The sequence below is a fragment of the Bacteroides sp. 1_1_30 genome (assembly GCF_020982715.1).
In the GTDB taxonomy this organism is placed as follows: domain Bacteria; phylum Bacteroidota; class Bacteroidia; order Bacteroidales; family Bacteroidaceae; genus Bacteroides; species Bacteroides xylanisolvens.
Map to the genome: position 1 here is coordinate 49,281 of NZ_JAJKHN010000004.1, position 19,065 is coordinate 68,345.

Below are 19,065 nucleotides of genomic sequence, written 5' to 3' on the forward strand. Positions count from 1 at the left end.
ATTCACACTACCTTCAAGCGATGGCTCTGGTAAAGCCTTTACGGAGAGTACGTGAATGCACGCTATGCGTAAGCATAGCATAAGCATCACGCAATCGTCTCCGTAGTTCCAATTTACCAGATTTTCGCTTGAAACGCCTTGCGGTCTTATCCTATATGTTGGCGGCGAAAAGCTCCTGCCAATCGCCGTTTTTCTCAAATGTTATGCAAAGATAGCCAAATTCAGTGAATTACGGGCTATGATTGCTTGAATTTATATTTAAGTCCATACTCTTCAAGTTTGCTGTATAGTGTTGTCCTGCCTATGCCGAGCAGTTCTGCGGCGACACTCCGGTTGCCGTTTGCCTGTTTCAACGCACGCAATATCCGCTCCTTATCCTCCGCGTCATTGCGCAAGGCGAAGCTGACAGTAGAGGTCGGTTTCGTCACGGCAAGTTCCAGATGCTCTTTCATGACAACACCTTCCTGCGCCTGCAATACAGCACCCATAACTTTCTGCCGAAGTTCCCGCACGTTGCCCGGCCATGCGTGTGTCAGCAACGCTTTACGTGCTTCGGAACTGAACCCGCTCACGCTACACTCCAGCTCTCTGTTTGCCATATCACGGAAGAACTCTGCCAGCGGCATGATGTCTTCCTGACAGTCACGCAACGGAGGAACGGTTATCCCGAAGTCGTGCAGGCGGTACAGAAGATCCTGCCGAAAACGCTTTTCATTCACCGCTACTTCCAAATCTTCATTGGTAGCAGCGATGATGCGGACATTGAAATTCCGGTCTGCCTTGTCTCCGACCGGGCGATACCGCCTCTCCTGTATGGCGCGGAGCAACATCTGTTGGGTTTCCAACGCGAGGTTTCCTACCTCGTCCAGAAAAAGCGTGCCGCCTTCCGCCTCATGGAAATATCCTTTCTTGGCATTGTCCGCACCTGTAAACGCTCCCTTGACGTGTCCGAAGAAAGCCGACGGTGCAAGCTCTTTGGAGAGTGAACCGCAGTCCACCGCCACAAATGGCTTGCCTGCACGTTTGCTCTTGTCATGCAACAGATGGGCAATATGCTCCTTACCCGTGCCGTTCTCACCAAATATCATCACGCTCATGTCGGTGGCGGCTACCAGCCTTATCCGGTGCATGATTTTCTGAAAAGCGGAACCTTCACGGGCGAATACAGGCATACGGCGTTGTCCTGCCTGACGTTCTTTCAGTATGGAACGGATCAGGGGGACAAGTTTATCCTCCACAAGCTGTTTGGGAATATAGTCTATCGAGCCGAGTTTCATGCTTTCCACGGCGGTATTAACTTCGGCGTAGTCGGTCATAATGATGAAGGGCTGCATCTTTCCCTCCTTTCGCATCCAGCACAAAAGGTCTATGCCACTGCCGTCAGGCAGACGCAGGTCGGCAACCACGATATCATTATCTGTTGCCTGTTGCAGATGTTTCTTCGCGGTTGAGAGGTGGTAAGCCTTCATATTGCGGTAGCCCTCCCGTGACAGCATATTGCAGACATATTCGCAATACACGATGTTGTCTTCCACCACAATTATTTTTGTCTTATCCATCTTCGTATTTTCTCCTTTCCTCTTCTGCCAACCGTATTATTTCCACTCCCTTATCCAGCACAGCAGTCACGGCATGGCTTAACGCTTCACCATCCGGGAGAGCATCGCCACGAAGCAATCCGTAAAGTACATTCAGCGGTTGGTCGGCACGGAGCACCTCCCACGAACTGCGCAGGTGGTGGATCAGGGAATCCAGCTTTTGCAGGTCTTTTTCTTTTGCTGCATCCCGTACCGCCTGCATTTCCTTTTCTGTTTCAGTTATCAACTTTTCCAGCATGACGGCTTCATTGCCATAGGACAATAAGGCGGAAAAGTCCGGTTTCCCGTCCGGTGTCGCTTTTATGGCACACCTGTCGGAAACCTCCATCAGTTCCGATATGGAGAACGGCTTGAACAGGCATCCGGCAAAGCCTTTTGCCAATAGTTCCCCTTTGTTACAACTGCCCGAAGCGGTTGCCACAACCACCGGGATTGTTGGTGAATTGCCCACGTTGGACGAACGCAACAGTTCCAGCAATTCGAAACCGTTTATACCAGGCATATTCAAGTCTGTCAGCAACAGGCTGTATTCTTTCTGGCGTATCATTTCCATCAGTGCCGCAGCATCGGTGCAAGTGTCGCAGTGTATTCCTTCTTGGGAATACATCTCTTTCAGCATTAGAAGTAATACCTCATCATTGTCAATGGCGACAACATCATGGAATTTATTGTTATGATAAACAGGTGTATTGCTTGTATATCCAAGCTGTTCTTCAGCTTCCTGCATAGAAATTTCAACTGTGAAACGACTGCCTTTCCCTTTCTTGCTGTCCAAACGGATTGTTCCGCCAAGCATCGACACAATATTACGCATTATGGCAAGCCCAAGCCCGAAACCCTCCTTTGCAGCGGCATTTGATAGACGTTCAAACGCACCGAACGCTTGTTTCTGTTCCTCTTCTGTCATGCCTGTACCTGTATCTTCAATGACCAGTGTCAGAACTCCATTATCATATTCAGTAATCAAAGAAACACCGCCTTCTTCTGTGAACTTGACAGCGTTTGACAGCAGGTTATTCCCGATTTGTATTATTCGCTCTTTGTCGGTCAATACAATGGCATCGTGTCCAGTCTTCACGGACAAGGACAACCCTTTGTTCACGGCAACAGGCATGAACTCCGTTTCAAGTGTGTGCGTGATTGCAGAAATCCGGCAGGGTGACAGACGGGGCTGTTCCTTGCCGTTGTCCAGGCGGAAGAAGTCAAGCAAAGTGTTGAGCATATCCCGCATACGGTCGGAGGATTGCAGTATATTTTGGATATATTGCCCATTATTACCGCTATTGCATTCTTTCCGCAAAAGTTCGGTATAGCCGGTTATTGCCGTCAGTGGTGTACGCAACTCATGGGTAATAGTATATACCGCTTTCTTTCGGGAGGTTATGAGTATCTCATTTTGTTGCACGGACTGTTCCAATTGCTCGATCAAATCCGTTGTCTTGCGTTTGTATCGTTTAATGTTCTTTGCATCACGGTGTATGATGATATAGGAAATGACCAACAGCAAAAGAACAAATCCCATCAAGCCGCCTATCTGCATAAATGATTTTTTACGCATGGCTGTTATCTCGCTTTCTCTATTTTGTAAATCAGATTGCACCTTCTTTTCGATTTGGCAAATCAATCCTTGCAGTTGTCTGTTAAGTTCTGCATTACGGGCAGCAAGACTATCGGCTTGTTCTGACAATCGACGGCTCTGCGCATTCTGTTCGTTGACCATGTTTCTATTGGATGAACGGAGCGTAGTCGTTGTTGTCGTTGGCTTCGTTCCCTCTTTTTTGCCGAAGATGCTCAAGAAACCTTTTCGTTTTGGCTTTTTGGACTGTTCCTGCACACTTTTCTGCACAATAACCGGAATTTGATTGGCTATCTTCTTGTTAATAGATTGTTGTTCATCCATTAACCGGACTATCTGGAACATCTGTCGTTCCTTATCCTCTAAAAGACTGCGCACACTATCGATGCGCTCTGCTGGATAGGTGGCCTTGAAACGGCAAAGCATACTGTCCATTGCCATACGCCGTGCATGGTAATGCTCGATATCTTTATCGTTCCATTCCAGTATTGTTTCACCCAATAGAGAAAATTTTATCATTTGAATATTGATATTGTTTATTTCTTTTCGGAGCTCGTCTATTTTTTTATTGCCAAGTTCTAATGCTTCTATCTCCTGCCATTCATAGAGGCTATTATATGCCATACATCCGATAAGAATGGAGATAAGTATATATCCCAACTGTATTGCCTTATAGAAATTTCCTGACCGCTCCATTATTTTGATGACATTGATTTTTGGAACATGAATAAAAGTTTATCTTTTTCGTTCATGCGGATATTATCAGAATAACCGCCTTTTGTTATTTGATACCCGCATGGCTTAACCATAAAAATGCCTAAGCCCTTAGTGTATGAACTTACTTCTGATGCATAGTCTTTACTTGTATTTAATGGAACTTTCCCTTTAATATGACACCACTCATTATTGCAACTGATGTCTTCAATCTCAGACATCATTTTTTGCAAATCTGTAATAGCTTTGGAACTTGCCGCTTGGGGTATCTGCAACTCAAAATAGAGCATCGGTTCGAGAATGTCCACACCTGACTGTTGCAAGGCCAGCCTGAAGACATAAGGGGTCAGCTGTCTGAAATCAGCAGGTGTACTTACCGGGCTATAATACTCGGCTTGAGTAAAAGTTACTTTCAGATCAGTCACTTCCCATCCATGTAACCCGGATTGGCAAGACATACGAATCCCTTCAAAAACGGCATTTTGAAAAGAATGGTTCAGATAACCATAGGAGATGTCACTTTCGATTTGCAACCCTGTCCCTAACGGTAAGGGTTCAAGAGTCAGCCCTATTGTGGCCCAATAAGGGTTGGGCGGCACTTCGATCTGAATAATCTTATTGACCTTTTTTACAGGTCGTTCTTTGTATATAGTCTTGATCTCATCAAAATGGACCTTTACGGAAAATCGTTCTTCCAGCAATGTCTGTATGATTTCCTTTTGGGTTAAACCATATAACGAGATTTCCAATTCATCACTATATGAGTTTATGGAAAAGGACAAAGACGGGTCTTCAATCCACAATGTATTCAGAGCGGATATCACCTTGCTTCTCTCTTCGGGCCTGTCTGGCCGGACGGAGGATTTGAGAGCGGGATGCTGATGCGATAATCCTTGAATCAAACAAGGTTCAGCACCTAAATAATTTCCGATTCGAAAATCATCCATATCCTCTACAATCGCGATATCATTGGCGCCCACTTCATCAACATTTATCTCTCTGCCCTGATTGATAGTTTTTAGATTTTTAATCTTGATGAATTTTTCCGAATCGTTGATTCTTACAACGTCTCGAAGTCTCAGACTTCCGTCAATTATTTTTAGAAAACTTCTTTTATGTCCTTTGGGGTCATGCTCTATCTTATAAAGATAAGATGAAAGTCTGTTTGAGACCGATGCCGGAGGAAGTATAAAAGAAGTGATGGCGTCCAACAACTCATTGATACCGATATTGAACATTGCTGATCCATGTAGCACCGGATAGACTTTGGCTTTTGCCACAAGAGCGATTATCGTATTCCAATAATCAGCCGGTGAAATTTCGCTATCCGCCAAATATCGTTCTAATATATTGTCGTCATGGTTGCATACAAATTCTTTGTATTCTTCCTTTATATATGTTTGGGAGCAAACCGGATAAACCGATCCATCGACAACATTTTGCATAAACAGGACATCTTGAGACAGATTTGCTTTTATATCCAGATACAAACGCTCCAAATTCACACCGGCTCGGTCAATCTTATTGATAAATATAATTGTCGGGATTTGCAGCTTCTGTAAAGTATTGAACAGCAACTTTGTCTGCGCTTGTATGCCTTCCTTTGCGGATAAGATGAGGACTGCTCCATCAAGCATTTTGAATGTCCGCTCCACTTCCGCAATAAAATCCATGTGTCCCGGAGTGTCAATGATATTGCATTTCACACCATTCCAGATAATAGATGTCGTAGAAGCCCGAACAGTAATTCCTCTACGTTTCTCTATATCCATAGAGTCCGTTATGGTGTCACCATTATCCACACAGCCGCACTTTTCCGTTGCTCCACTGGCAAACAGCAGATTCTCGGTTACGGAAGTTTTTCCTGCATCAATGTGAGCAAGAATTCCTAAATTTATAATATTCATTTGGATTAAGCAATAATATACTACAATAGATGCATTGTCGAAACGCACCTTTTAATACCTCCTCGTAGCATATGAGAACTACAGGATTCCTAACTCGTATTAATATGTATATTATTACTGCCGCATAACGATTACAAAATTACACAAAAAAATATATCTAACAAAAGTAGGAGGATTTTTTAACTTTTTACCATAGACATTTTATTAGGGAAACGTAGGTTCAACTGGTAAGTACAAATAAGTAGAAATGTTTGAACAACACTGTTTTAGGAAGTTGAAAAATCAAGTTTCTCTCTCGGTATAGCGTTTATTTTGGCCAATATCTTCTTTAGTTTGGCATTTGAGTATTTCCCATTCGTGTTCTATTTAGCTCCTTATTATGAGTATGTAGCAAGTTGCTTATCAAATTCAGCCTCTTTGAGGGTCAAATATGGTTTTGCAAATGGTGACTGACAAGACATAAACAAGGTCAGCAGGATTTTTTACATAAATGGACATGAATGTATATAACCTAAAATAAGAATAAATTTTAATAAGGGCTGCCCAAAAAGAAAAAAATGCAGTTGCCATCCTACAGATACTTGCAGAAAGGATAAAATTTACTTTTAGACCTTTTGGGATAGCCCTTATTAATACTTCAGATAAAATTCCTAAGGTTATATTTTCAATCCTTTGAACCGGGTTTCCTCCTTGGCATACAGTCCCGGACGCCCGATTATGACATGGTTGGCAACGATACTATCCGCCGGACTGCGTATCTGCGGCGGTGCATTTTCGGGATATTGCGCCTGCCTGTTCCTCACATCTTCCGCTTCCGGCTTGACCTGTTGCCCTTCTTTCTCCTTTTCGGCGACTTCGGGCGTGGGCGGCGCAAGTTCCAGCTGTATTTTTCGGTCAAGGGCGGCAAGTTCGGATTTCAGCTGCTTCAGCTCGTCCTCCTTCTTCCACACCTTGCCCGCTATCTCCTGCAACTGCGGTATCTCCCTCTCCAGCACCTCGTTCTTCGCCTTGTACTGGTCGATAATGGAGGGTATCCTCTCCATCGCGTTCAGGAAGTTTCGGGCGGCAGCCATCGGATCAGCCATTGCCAGATGTCCGTTGTTATAGGTGTACTTGTAGTTCCCCTCTACCACGAAGCGGTTGTCGGTAAACTCCAATCCCTCTTTGAGTATCCTCTCGCTCACCACCTTTATCGGAAAACCGTACAGTTCTCCGACCTGTGTGTAAAGCCCGCCCGTAGTGGCGTTTTTCGCTATCTCCTGCAAACGCTTTCCGATAACCTTCTCATCGGCGGAATCCACACCGTCCACCTTTATTATATTAAGGCGGTTGCCCTCCCTGTCGGTCTGCGCCACCGAAAGGAAGCGGTTCCAGTCCTCCGTCATGGCATCTATGAAAGCCGTGTTGTTACGCAACTCGCCCGTCTTCGACTCTAACTTGAACTCCGAATCACGCTTGCCCTTGTTAAACGACTTGCGTTCCCCTTCGAGCGAGGCGATGCGCTTTTCAAGTTTCGCCTTGTCCAGCAGGTCGGTGTTGCCGGATAGCAACGCCATATATTCCGAAAAGTTCATGCCCGATTTCTCGTCCACTGCCCCCTCGTCGATGGTACGCGCCCCCATAGCACCGCTTTTGAGCTGGCTGATGAAAGTCTGCTTGCAGTGCAGGAGGTTGAACTTGTAGCTGTCCAGTGACTTCTCCACCGCGTAGATGATTACGTCCACGTTGTTCCCGGCGAAATGCTTGGCAATTTCGTTTCCGGCTCTAACTCCGCGTCCGTCACGCTGTTGCAGGTCGGACGGTCGATCGGGTAGGTCAAGAGCATTACTGCCCTCTTCCCCCCTCAGAACCGTACATGAGGGTTTCCCCTCATACGGCTCAAGCTTTTCTAAGTCTCTGTTCGTGTGCAGAGACCGGCTCATACTACTTCTTGTTTCCATTGGTTTTACGGGATAATTTGAAACATTCATCATGAACCAACAGATTACATTTCCGTCCGTCTTGGACGGTTGGCATTACGTTCCATGCCTTATGCGTGTCAATCGGTTCACCACATATCGGACATTTCCGACCTTGCTTTTCCCATAGGTAAAGCAGGGACTTACGTCCTTTCAGTGTCACAAGTATTTTTGACTTCATTCTTTTATTGAAGTACAAGCGGCAATCTGCATCAAACGGATTCATGTCCCCCTTTATCTGCGTATATTGCAGGAAAGGAAACGAAGATGCCAGTTTCAACAAGGTAAGTTGGTCTTCTTTGCCGTTTGATTTCTTGAACTTAGCCGCAAAAGTCCAGCTGTTCCCTCGGATATTGTGCCAATAACGGTCTTTTATCCACCGTTTCCCTTTCTTGGAATGACGGCGTTTAGCCCATTGCCACAAGGCGAGAAATATCTGATGGTCAATTCTATGAAAAGAATCACGTGTCGCCCCATGCTGATAATATGCTCCCCATCCTCGGATTTTAGCATTCAACATCCTGATTAATGATTCCTGCTTGCAACCCTTATGGCCTTTTGTCACCTTACGGATATTCTCCATAAAGCGTTTTTCGGCTTTCTTGGTCGGCTTGGTCAATATTTCATTGCCGTATTTGCGGATATTGAAACCGAGAAAATCGAAACCGTCACGGATATTGGTTATCACCGTCTTTTCTTCTGATAAGGTCAGACCTCTTTCAGACATAAAGTAGGCTACCAATGGCTTGATTTCCTTTTCAAGTGTTTCACGGTTCTCGCAGGTAATTATAAAGTCATCAGCGTAGCGGACAAGATTCACCATTGGCGAATATAACTTGCCTTTGATTCTAACTCGTTTATATTTCTCTGCAAGGACTTTCTGCAATCCGTCCAATGTCATATTGGCAAGCGTGGGAGAGATAATACCACCTTGTGGTGTTCCCTCCTCTGTCGGGAACATCTGTTTGTTGAAGATATAGCCGCATTTCAACCATTTTCGGAGCATTGCCTTATCCATAGGGATGTTGGCAAGCAGCCATTCATGGCTGATATGGTCGAAGCACCCCTTTATGTCACCCTCCAGAATCCATTCGGGAGAATAGCCTTTTCGGAGAATGTTATGGCATTGCATTACCGCATCCATACAGCGACGTTCCTTGCGGAAACCGTATGAACGTGTGTCGGCTGTTGTTTCCGACACTGGTTCCAATGCCATGAGGTAGAGTGCTTGCATGGCTCTGTCTTTCATTGTCGGTATTCCCAACGGTCGCAGTTTGCCATTACTCTTTTTGATGTGGACTCTTCTCAATGGCTTCGGCTGGTAGCCTCTGCGTTTGAGTTCGCTTATCGCTTGTGTTTTTGCTTCGGGTTTCTCCCATGTTTCCATGTCCACCCCGGGGGTGTTGCCACCTCCATTAGAAGTAACTCTCTTTACGGCTAAGGCTTTTGCGTAAAAAGAGTGGGTCAGCGTCCACTGCAAGGCTTTCACCTTGCCCGGTCTGCCTTCCTTCTGAGCCTTTACAATACGCGCTTGTAGCTTTCTGACAGCCAACTCCGCCTTATTCCAGTCTATTCTGTCCCAAAGTGTTTGCTGATTGTCAGCAGGCGCACACGATGTCTTGTTTTCGTTCATTTGCTTTCCTCCTTTTGAAAGTTCTAAAAGTTGATTGTAAAGAATCACCATTTGACAACATTCGGTTTTGATTGCCTCCCTAATGTCGTCACAGAAGTCTGCCCACTTTCGTGTCGGATGATGTCGCCCACATCAGCTCGTGATGTCGGTTCAATCCGTATCCGCTCCATTACAGAACGGCATTCGCTTTTTCTGTTATCTTATACCTGCACACCATTCGGCTTTCATTGCTGTCAGCTTACCTGCCATTTTTTACATGACAGGAGATATACAGGCTTACCATGTTCCACATAGATAACTAACGGATAGGTTAGGTTCTGTCTCATCCTCCGGCGGTGCTTATATCCGTGTAATCCTACCATGGAGAGGATTAACCGACCGCTTCCCTTTTGGGTAGAGTGTGCCAGTATCTTACACTCTTTCGTGACATTACGAAGTTTACTAACAGTTCGCTTGCGCTAACCATACTATCCAGCCTCGCCACTCTACGGTATGATACTAACCGTACTTCACTTCCCCTCACGGTTCTGTCTTGTCTTGCGAAAGTGTACTTTGTCCCGACCGCTTAATACAACATTAGGGTGCACCGGTCGGTAGGCTACCGCTGACGGAACAGCGGGTTAAAACTGATACCCGTAAGTATCATTCCAACAATTATCTATGCGACTTCATGTCGCACCCACGGCGTATCGAGATGATGAATTGCCACACACCTTTTCTGTGCGTTCACACCCGTTCCGAGCATGGAGGTGGAGCCGAACAGAACACGCACCGTTCCGGCATTCATGGCGTCTATCACCGCCTTCCGAGCCTTGTCGGTCTTGCACTCCTGAATGAAGCGCACCTCGCTTGGCGGTATGCCGTAATCCTCCGTCAGCTTGCGCTTGATTTCCGAATAGACGTTCCACCCGTCGCCCGGCTGATATGTCCCCAAGTCCGAGAAAACGAACTGCGTGCCTTTCTGCGCGTCGTATTTTTGGTAATACTCCGCGATCATCTTGGCACAGTGGCTCGCCTTGTTATCGGGGTGGTCTTCATAATGCGGGTCTATCATGCGCATGTCGAGTGCCATCTTGCGGGCGTAGTCGGTGGCGATAAGCATCTTCGCCTTTTCCTCCGTTTCCGAAAGCGGCAGCCTGCCCAGAAGTGTGGCATCGCCAGTCTTGGCGAACTGCATCAGCTTCTGTATGAAGTCCTCCTGCTCCGGCGTGGGCGGTATGTGGTGCAGTATCTCATTCTTGTTGGGACGATCTACGCCCACGTCCTCTGCCGTGCGGTAGTCCGTGATTTCATTATAGAAGGCGGCAAGTTCCGGCACCTTGATGAAGTAGCGGAAACGCTCCTTTTGAACCACGTTGTTCGTCACGTTAAATTCAAAATCCGTCGTCTTCTTGGCGAATATCGCCGCCCAAGCGTCGAAACATCGGATGTCCTGCCGTTCCAGCTCCTTCGGACGCAAATACTTGAACAGCAGATACAACTCCGTCAGCGAGTTGCTGATGGTAGTACCCGAAAGGAAGGTCGCTCCCAAGTCTCTGCCCGTGCGCTCCTGTATGGTGCGTATGGCAAAGAGCATGTTCAGTGCCTTCTGGCTTCCCTCGCTGTTGCCCAGTCCCGCCACACGGTCATGGCGCGTGTTGAACGTCAGATTTTTGAACTGGTGGCTCTCATCTATGAAGATGTGGTCGATGCCCATCTGCTTGAAATCCACCACGTCGTCCGTGCGTGACTTTATGGCATGTTCCACCTTCTCCAGCTTCGCTTCAAGGTTGTGTTTGCGCTTCTCCAGACCTTTCAGCATAGCCCGCGACACGTTCTTTCCCTGCTGCCGCAGCACTTCGAGGTTTTCCTCCACCGTGTCAAGCTCCGCTTGCAGGATGCGCTGCTGCAACTCCGGCGACTGCGGTATCTTGCCGAACTGGTCGTGCGACATGATGACACAATCGTAGTCGTTGTTCTTTATATTATTGAAGAAGCGCACACGGTTGGCGGTCGAAAAGTCCTTCTCCGAAGCGTACAGAATACGTGCGTTGGGATATGCCGCCTGATAGGTGGCGGCAATCTCCGCAACGTTGGCTTTCAGCCCGATAATCATCGGCTTATGTGCCAATTTCAGACGCTTCATCTCATGCGCGGCGATGCACATTATCAGCGTCTTGCCGGTTCCCACCTCGTGGTCGCAAATTCCGCCGCCGTTCTGTTTCAGCATCCAGACGCAATCCATCTGCGAGGGATAGACGCTCTTGATACCCCGGCTTGCCAAGCCTTTCAGATTGAGGTCGGGGAAGGTCTGGTGCGAGCCGTCATACTTCGGGCGCACGAAACAGTTGAACTTGCGGTTATACATTGTCGTCAGCCGTTCCTTGAACTGCGGCGACTGTTCTTCGAGCCATTCGGAGAAACCGTTGCGGATTTCATCAATCTTGGCGTTGGCGAGCTGTATGCCCTCGCTGTCGCGCACCTTGATGTCGTTGCCATGCTCGTCCTTGCCGATGGACTTCATCATGTCGGGGCAGGTGTTGTGCAGGGCGTGTTTCAAGAGGTGCATACCGTCATAGTTCCGGTAATACCCCTTTACCAGAAACTCGTCCGTGATTTTCATGGTGCGGTAGCCGCACGCAACCGAAAACTCGTCCATGCTTGCGGAATAGGCGATTTTCACCTCCGTGTCGAACAGCCGGCTCATGTAGGCGGCATAGACACCCGTCGGAATCCAGCGTTCCCCGAAATTGAAGTCCAGATCCTCGAAGGCGATACGCGGCGGTTCGGCATCTTTCAGAGCCTCCAACGCCTGTTTCACTTCCGGCATACGCTCACTTTCGGGGTTTTCGCCCATCCAAGCCTCTATGCGTTCCGCCTTCTCTATCACGTTCCCGGCTATGAAGCGGTCTTTGATTTCGTAACCGGTCACGAGCGGATTGTAATAGATGCGTCCTTGCAGGGCTGTGAGCAACTCCTCCGCCGTGCTGTCGGTTATCTCCCGCATATAGTCGAGATTGACCGTGCCATATTTGTTGAGCGACGCGGACAGGGCTTCTTCGGGAGAGCCTACGTTGGCATGGCTCTCCACGGAGAAGGAAACGGGATGCTCGAAGATGTCCGCCTTGACGAACTTTCCGTTCTCCACCCGTTCCAGCGAAAGGATGTCACGCCCGCCCGCGTCCATCATCACTAACTTCACGTTCTGCTTGGCGTTGAGGTTGCCGTAGCGCATGACAAACTCATCGTAACAGGTATTCAGATGCTCTCGCCACGGAACATTTGCCTCGCGCCGGAGCGATTCATAACGGTACAGACGCTCGTAGGCGTCACGCAGCGACACATACAACAACGCCTTTTCCTTCTGGTATCCTTTCAGGTCGAGCGGCTGGAATGTAGCCCCGTATGGCGTGATGTCCTTCAGATAGCCGATGTTATGACGCCCCCGGTCAGCCACCAGCGAGCCTTCGCGCAGGTGCATCTCCGGCGTGCGATGGTAGGCACGCGGCGTAAGGTCCGCGACTTCCTCCTTCGGCTTTTCCGGTTCGATGTCGGGAAAAAGGGAAGTAGCCACCGTTTCCGGTGGAGCATCGGTAACAGCAGGTGCGGCGACTGCTTCCGGCTGTGTTTCCTCCTGCCGGGGTTGTTCACGTGGTACTTCCGGCGTGATCGTCGCAACCGTTCTGTTTTCATGTTTTTCATTATGCTGCCTTGCCAGCTCCCGAAGTTCCTTCCTGCGCTCCGGCGTGAGTTCCATCATCATCTCGTAGAAGCCGTTGATGGGAGGATTGGTTTCCCAGTCCAGCTTTGCATAGATGTCGTCCGGGTCGGCAGGCTTGGCGGTGTTCTCCGCTTTCACCTCCTTATTCTCCATAGCGGGTTTTGCAGTTGGAGCTGTCGGTGTAACCGTGACTTTCGGTTTGGGCGGAGTGGACTTTGCCGTAACTGCCTTTTTCACCGTCTTTTTCTTTTTGGAGGTTTTCGGTTGGCTGACCTCTTCCGTCATCCCCCAGAGGTTGAGCAAGGAGAGCTGCACCCCGTCAGAATATTTCGGACGTGGCTCTATCTCCGGTTTTTCCTCAACGGGTTGCGGTTTTTCCGTCGGAGTTTCCACCGTCTGCGCCGAAGATACCGTTTCCAATTTTATAGCAGGACGCTCCGCCTCCTTTTGAACGGTAACCTTTTCTTCCGTTCCCGACTGCCAGATTGTTCCCGAATACAGACGCATGGCGAGCCTGTAATGGAAATCCTCGTTGAGCATCCGGCGCAAGTCCCCGGCGATACCTGCGGTCTTGCCCTCGTGCAGATAAACCATAGCGGGCTTCCCGTAGGGGTCAGTGTCAAGTTTCGACGTCGTATGCACGATGCGTTCCGGGTGGTGGATGAAATAGGCGTTGTCGGTCAGGTCGGTTTTCGTGTCCGTCTGTATCACGGTCATCAGCCGCTCGTCCTGCGACATTTCCTTCTTGCTGAGGTTCTTTTGCAGGACAATCAGGTCGCTGCCCACCTCCGTCCCCGCGTTGTCCGTGAACAGGTTGTTGGGCAGGCGTATCGCGGATACCAGATTGGCCTGACTGAACAGCTCGTTACGCACGGAGGTCTTGGTGCTATTCAATACCCCTTGCGAGGTGATGAACGCCACGATACCGCCGTCACGCACGGCATCCAGTCCTTTGAGAAAGAAATAGTTGTGGATGGTTTTCTGGGCGGAGCGTCTGCCGAAAGAGTCGCTCCGCTGAAACTCCGCGTCGAACACGGCAATGTCACCGAACGGAATGTTGGACACCGCCAAGTCGAAATAATTGTTGAACGGTCTTTCGATTTTCTCAAAACCGCAGGTGCGCATTTTCTGGTCGGGATAGAGATGCCTCAAGATTGTACCCGTGAGCAGATCCTTCTCGAAAGCCATCACATCCGCATTGGGGCTGTGCCGTAGCATGGAATCCACGAACACGCCGACACCTGCCGACGGTTCGAGCATACGGGCGGGGCGGACGCTGTAATCTGCCAGCACGTCCGCGATGGTGTCGGTTATCTCTTTGGGGGTGTAGAAAGCGGTCAGCACGGACGCTTTCAGCGAATCCACAAACCGCTTGTACTCTGTTTCGTCCTTGCTGTTCTCACGGATAAGCCTGTGCAGCTCCACCGTCGGGGCGAACAGTTCGAGGTCGGATTTCGCCCACCGGACGGCATCCGTCAGTTCCTTTGCAGGGTTGAGGATACATTTCAGACCGCCGAAACCGCAGTACCTTTGAAGTATGGCACGCTCTTCGGTTGTCGCTGTCCTGTTTTCCCTGTCAAGGATGAATGCCGTCCGTATCGCCTCGATGTTGTCCCGCAGTTTCTGTTTGCGGTTAAACGCCATATTCGTCTAAGTAAAGGACGGTTGCTCCCGTCAGCTCCGTGTAGAGCAGGTCGTAATCGGAAGACAGGGCGAAATTGTCATCCGAGAGGTCATAGACGGAGAACACGTTGCCGACAAGCGGCAGCAGTTTCAGGACAAAGGCTTCACGCTTCTCTTCCGGCACTTCATCGGCAAACTCGTTTTCCACGACTTCGCGGAGGATGGCGTAACGGGAATAATGCAGCCCGCGCAGCAGCGTGTCCATCGCCAGTTCCTGCGCACCATCGGCGGGATAGCCTTCAAGCCGTGCCCTCTCATACGTTTCGGCGGCACGGTCGGCCCGTTCCCGTATGAAAGCGGTGTCGTCAGCCTGTTCAAACTTGTTCGTGCGGAGATAGTCCAGCAGGTACAGACCGTAATAGGAAAAGTCGGTCTGACCCTCGTTTTTCTTCTTGTTGTTCATTACTTTGGATTTAGCGGATTGATAATTAACGGGATAATCGGTTGGAAAAAGGAAGAAAAAGGCACTCGGTATCCCTCCGAGTGCCACCACTAAATCCAAAGTATGAGTGTAATCCGGTATCGAAGAACAATTCATTACTCTGAACAAGTGGCAAAGTTAATACTATTTCTTCCGTCCTGAAAATTTCTTGCCCTTTTTAGCCTCCGGGAACACAAAAGTCGTGTTATATTCCCCGTCAAAGGCGACAACAGCATCGAAACTCTTGCCCTGTTTGCTCTTGAACCCTTTGAGCAGCTTGGTATGCCCTTCGGTGAGCAGGTCTTTGATTTCATCGTCGGACAGGGTGCGTCCCGCTTTCAGCCGGAACACGGGCAGTCCGCACTCCGTGTTGTCGCAGCGTACCACCTTGCCGTAGAACCGCATCCTGCCCGTGCCACACTTGGGACACGCGCAGCCGGAGTCACGGCTGCCGAAGAGCTTGTCGCACGAGAGCAGTTCGGAGGTTATCTCACGTGTGTACGCCTCTATCTCCTTGCGGAAGGTGTCGGCGGACAGTTCCCCGCGCTCGATACGCGCCAGCTCCTTTTCCCATTCGCCCGTCATGGCAACATCGGCGATGCGCATCGTCTTGACGACGGAATTGAGGGCAAGTCCTTTTTCGGTGGGAACAAGCGACTTCTTGCAGCGTTCCATGTAACCGCGCTTGAAAAGCGTTTCGATGATGGAGGCGCGTGTGGCGGGAGTACCGATGCCACAGTCCTTCATCGCCTGCCGCAGTGCGTCGTCCTCAATTTCCTTGCCCGCCGTTTCCATTGCCGAGAGCAGGGTGGCTTCGGTATGCAGCGGCTTGGGTTTGGTCTTTCCTTCGGTAATGGACGAGCCTTTCGGTGTCAGCGTGTCGCCTTCCTGCCAGCCGGGGATGGTAATTTCCTCTTTTTCCTCGCCATAGACGGCACGCCATCCGGTTTGCTTCACGACGCTGCCTTTTACGGTAAACTCCACTCCGGCACATTCCGCCGTGACAGTGGTCACATCCTTGACGCATTTCTCAGAGAATGCCTCGACCATGCGCCCGGCAATCATCTGATAGATGGTATTGTCCTCTTTGGAGAGGAAGAGCGGTTTCTCACCCGTGACGAGCAGGGCATGGTGGTCTGTCACCTTGCCGTCGTCCACGCTGCGGCGTGTCGGGGCGGCTTTTGCCCGCACCTTGTCTTTCCATTCGGGCTGTGTGCCGATGAAAGCGAGCAGTTTGGGAATTTCGGCAAACACGTCTTCGGGGATGTAGCGGCTTCCCGTTCTCGGATAGGTTATCAACTTCTTTTCGTAGAGTTTCTGCGCGATTTCAAGCGTCTGTTCCGCCGTGAAGCCGTGCTTGGCGTTGGCTTCTTTCTGGAGCGTGGTCAGGTCGTAGAGCAAGGGAGTTTCCTCCGTCTTCTCCTTGCGCTCGGCTTTCGTGACAGTGGCGCAACCTGCCGCCTTTACCTTATTATATAGTTCCATCGCCGGTTCTTTCTCTTTCCATTTCTCGGAGGATGAGAATTTCACGACTTCGCCGTCGCAACCGTCCGTTGCGATATGGAGCAGCCAGAATGCTTCGGACGTAAAGCGGCGGTTCTCCCAGTAGCGTTCACATACCATAGCCAACGTTGGTGTCTGCACCCGCCCCACGGAATACGTGCCGTGTCCGGCGGCGATGGATAACGCCTGTGTGCCGTTGATGCCCACGAGCCAGTCGGATTCGCTCCGCGCTTTGGCGGCGAGGTAGAGGTTGTCGTATTTGCTGCCGTCTTCGAGTTTCCGCAGTCCCTCACGGATAGCTTTGTCGGTGAGAGAGCTGATCCACAGGCGCACGAAAGGAGTGGTGCAACCCGTATAGTGGTAGAGGTAGCGGAAGATAAGCTCTCCCTCGCGTCCGGCATCGGTCGCCACGATGATATGTTCGCTTGTGTCGAACAGTCTTTTGATGACTTTTATCTGCGACACCACGCCGCTGTCGGGCTTGTAACCTTTCTCCGTCCTGACCTGACGGGGGACGAGCGTGAATGTGTCGGGAATAATCGGGAGGTTGTCACGGACAAATCCGCGCACGCCGTAGCCGTCGGGCATGGCAAGCTGAACGAGGTGTCCGAATGCCCATGTCACGGCATAGCCGCCTCCCTCGAAATATCCTTCCTCTCTCTTTGTCGCGCCCACGATGCGGGCGATTTCACGTGCCACGGAGGGCTTTTCTGCAATGATTGTCTTCATGTTTTCTTGCTTTTTTGTTGATACTTTGGATTTTATTTTGGATTCAGTGGCGGACACGGGATTACATTTTCATGCCTTTGTTGTTCTTCTTTTTCGGCTTCTCCTGCTGCTGTTGCTGGCGGTCGTCCTTCGGGGCGGTCTGACCTTTCTGCAAAGGCTCTTTCAGGTTCTTTGTCGCCTCGTTGGTTTTGCCCTCGTTGTTCACCGCCACCTGTGTGCGGCTCTCGTTGGACGGGGCGACCTGCTGGGCGTTGTCGGGGTTCGTTTCGTAGCGGTACGGGCGGCCCTTCTCCGGGTTGAACTTGATATACATCGTGGCATGGAAGCCCTGCTTGTCGGTCACGTTCTCCAGTTTCACGGCTTTACCCGCCACGTAGTCGGCTTTCTGCTTGTCGGTGAAGTTCACGCCGCTCCATTTGCTGATGGGGCGGATGCTGCCGTCCTCGTTCATCCACGTGTTGCGGCGTTGCTCCTTCTTGGTCTGTGCGGCATTTTCCCCGCCTTGCGCCTGACTTTTCGAGGTGTCACCTTTGGCTTCCTGCGTCTGTGCGGTACGGGGCGACCTTCCGGTTCCCGGCACGAACTCCACGCCGCGCTGCTCCACGTTCACTTGAAGGGTGGTGACGAACTTCCTGCCGTCGTTGCGCTCGATGAGCTTGTCGCGCACGGGCAGTCCGGCGCGGAGCATGTCCTGCTCCTGTTTGGTGATTTCCGTCTTGCCGATGCGCTCCGGGATGCGCACCTTGTTTGCCGGAATGTCCGTGATTTCATTCGTCTTGCGGTCGATGCTGATGTAGGAGGGGATGATTTCGCCCGTTTCCCTGTCCTCAATGTCCACGACCCTGCCGAGGTTGCCCGTTTCGCGCAGGTTCTTCCGGTCATCGTCGGAGAATTTGTGTTCCTTGTACTCATCCAGCTTCTGCTCCTTGCGGATGAAGTGCGGCACGAGGCTGATGTTTCCCTCACCGTCCTTCTTGAAGGAGAGGCGGGCGTCCAGCTCGAATGATTCGCCGCCGAAGGTCGGTTTGACCTTTACCAAGTCGGACTTGCCATAGTTGAGCATCTTCGTAAGGTCGCCGGACTTTTCAAGGTTGTCTCGCTTCACGCCCCATCTGTCCTCCAGTTCCTGCCAGTTGATTTTGCTCTCGTCGATGGGCTGGTAGCCCCGTTTGCCCTGCGTCTGTTGCGGGCTTTCCTGCTGTTCTTTCTGTTGTTCCATGTTTTCCTGTTTTTGAGGTTCTTGTTTCTCTGTCTGTTGTGCCGCCATCTCTTCCTGCACCTTCTTCTCATAACCGGAGGTGTCCACCTTGTGAGGGGCGAGTAGCTCCTTGTTCGCTTCGGGGTCTTTCAGCAGTTGCTTCATCACCTCCAAAAGATTTTCGGCTTGGTCTGCCGCGATGCGGTAGAAACCGAAGCGACTGGGTTCCTTGCACTGCCGGAAGAAGTTCTTGAAGAAGTTGTCCAGCACGTCACCGTGTCGGTCGAATTGCAGGAAACTCTGCGCGTTCTCCGCTTTCGCGGGGGTGCGCTTGGGTGTGCCGTCCGCGTTCAGCCCGGTTACCACGCTGATCTCGCCCGTCTTCTCGTCACGGACTACCAGCACGTCCTTTTCGTCTTTTTTCTTTGCCATCTGAAAAATGTTT

8 protein-coding genes and 1 pseudogene are annotated in these 19,065 nt (G+C 50.1%); all 9 read right to left on the bottom strand.

The window, feature by feature from the left end; all coding sequences use genetic code 11:
- Positions 1–236: 236 nt before the first annotated feature.
- The 9 genes and pseudogenes from LPH68_RS01780 to LPH68_RS01820 all read right to left on the bottom strand — a co-directional run bounded on the left by LPH68_RS01780 (position 237) and on the right by LPH68_RS01820 (position 19,052).
- On the bottom strand, positions 237–1,559 hold the full coding sequence (locus LPH68_RS01780; RefSeq protein WP_004293870.1) for a sigma-54 dependent transcriptional regulator: 1,323 nt from the start codon (positions 1,557–1,559) through the stop codon (positions 237–239).
- On the bottom strand, positions 1,552–3,870 hold the full coding sequence (locus tag LPH68_RS01785) for an ATP-binding protein (protein WP_004348456.1): 2,319 nt from the start codon (positions 3,868–3,870) through the stop codon (positions 1,552–1,554). Before LPH68_RS01785 ends, LPH68_RS01780 begins: the two co-directional genes overlap by 8 nt.
- On the bottom strand, positions 3,870–5,795 hold the full coding sequence (tet(Q), locus tag LPH68_RS01790; protein WP_004293868.1) for a tetracycline resistance ribosomal protection protein Tet(Q): 1,926 nt from the start codon (positions 5,793–5,795) through the stop codon (positions 3,870–3,872). The genes LPH68_RS01785 and tet(Q) overlap by 1 nt, the downstream gene beginning before the upstream one ends.
- Positions 5,796–6,451: 656 nt before the next feature.
- A complete protein-coding gene (locus LPH68_RS01795) occupies positions 6,452–7,717 on the bottom strand; it encodes a hypothetical protein (RefSeq protein WP_032852894.1) in 1,266 nt (421 codons plus the stop codon).
- A gap of 1 nt (position 7,718) precedes the next feature.
- On the bottom strand, positions 7,719–9,386 hold the full coding sequence (ltrA, locus tag LPH68_RS01800; RefSeq protein ID WP_032852949.1) for a group II intron reverse transcriptase/maturase: 1,668 nt from the start codon (positions 9,384–9,386) through the stop codon (positions 7,719–7,721).
- A 679-nt stretch (positions 9,387–10,065) separates the two neighbouring features.
- A pseudogene (locus LPH68_RS01805) lies at positions 10,066–14,730 on the bottom strand (N-6 DNA methylase); the annotation flags it as partial.
- Positions 14,720–15,172, bottom strand: a complete 453-nt coding sequence (locus tag LPH68_RS01810; protein ID WP_004304266.1) for a DUF1896 domain-containing protein — start codon at positions 15,170–15,172, stop codon at positions 14,720–14,722. The pseudogene LPH68_RS01805 and the gene LPH68_RS01810, both read right to left, overlap by 11 nt.
- Positions 15,173–15,334: 162 nt before the next feature.
- Complete coding sequence (locus LPH68_RS01815; RefSeq protein WP_005790822.1) at positions 15,335–17,422, bottom strand: type IA DNA topoisomerase; 2,088 nt, start codon at positions 17,420–17,422, stop codon at positions 15,335–15,337.
- Between the two features lie 61 nt (positions 17,423–17,483).
- Complete coding sequence (locus LPH68_RS01820; protein ID WP_230296840.1) at positions 17,484–19,052, bottom strand: DUF3945 domain-containing protein; 1,569 nt, start codon at positions 19,050–19,052, stop codon at positions 17,484–17,486.
- Between the last annotated feature and the right edge of the window lie 13 nt (positions 19,053–19,065).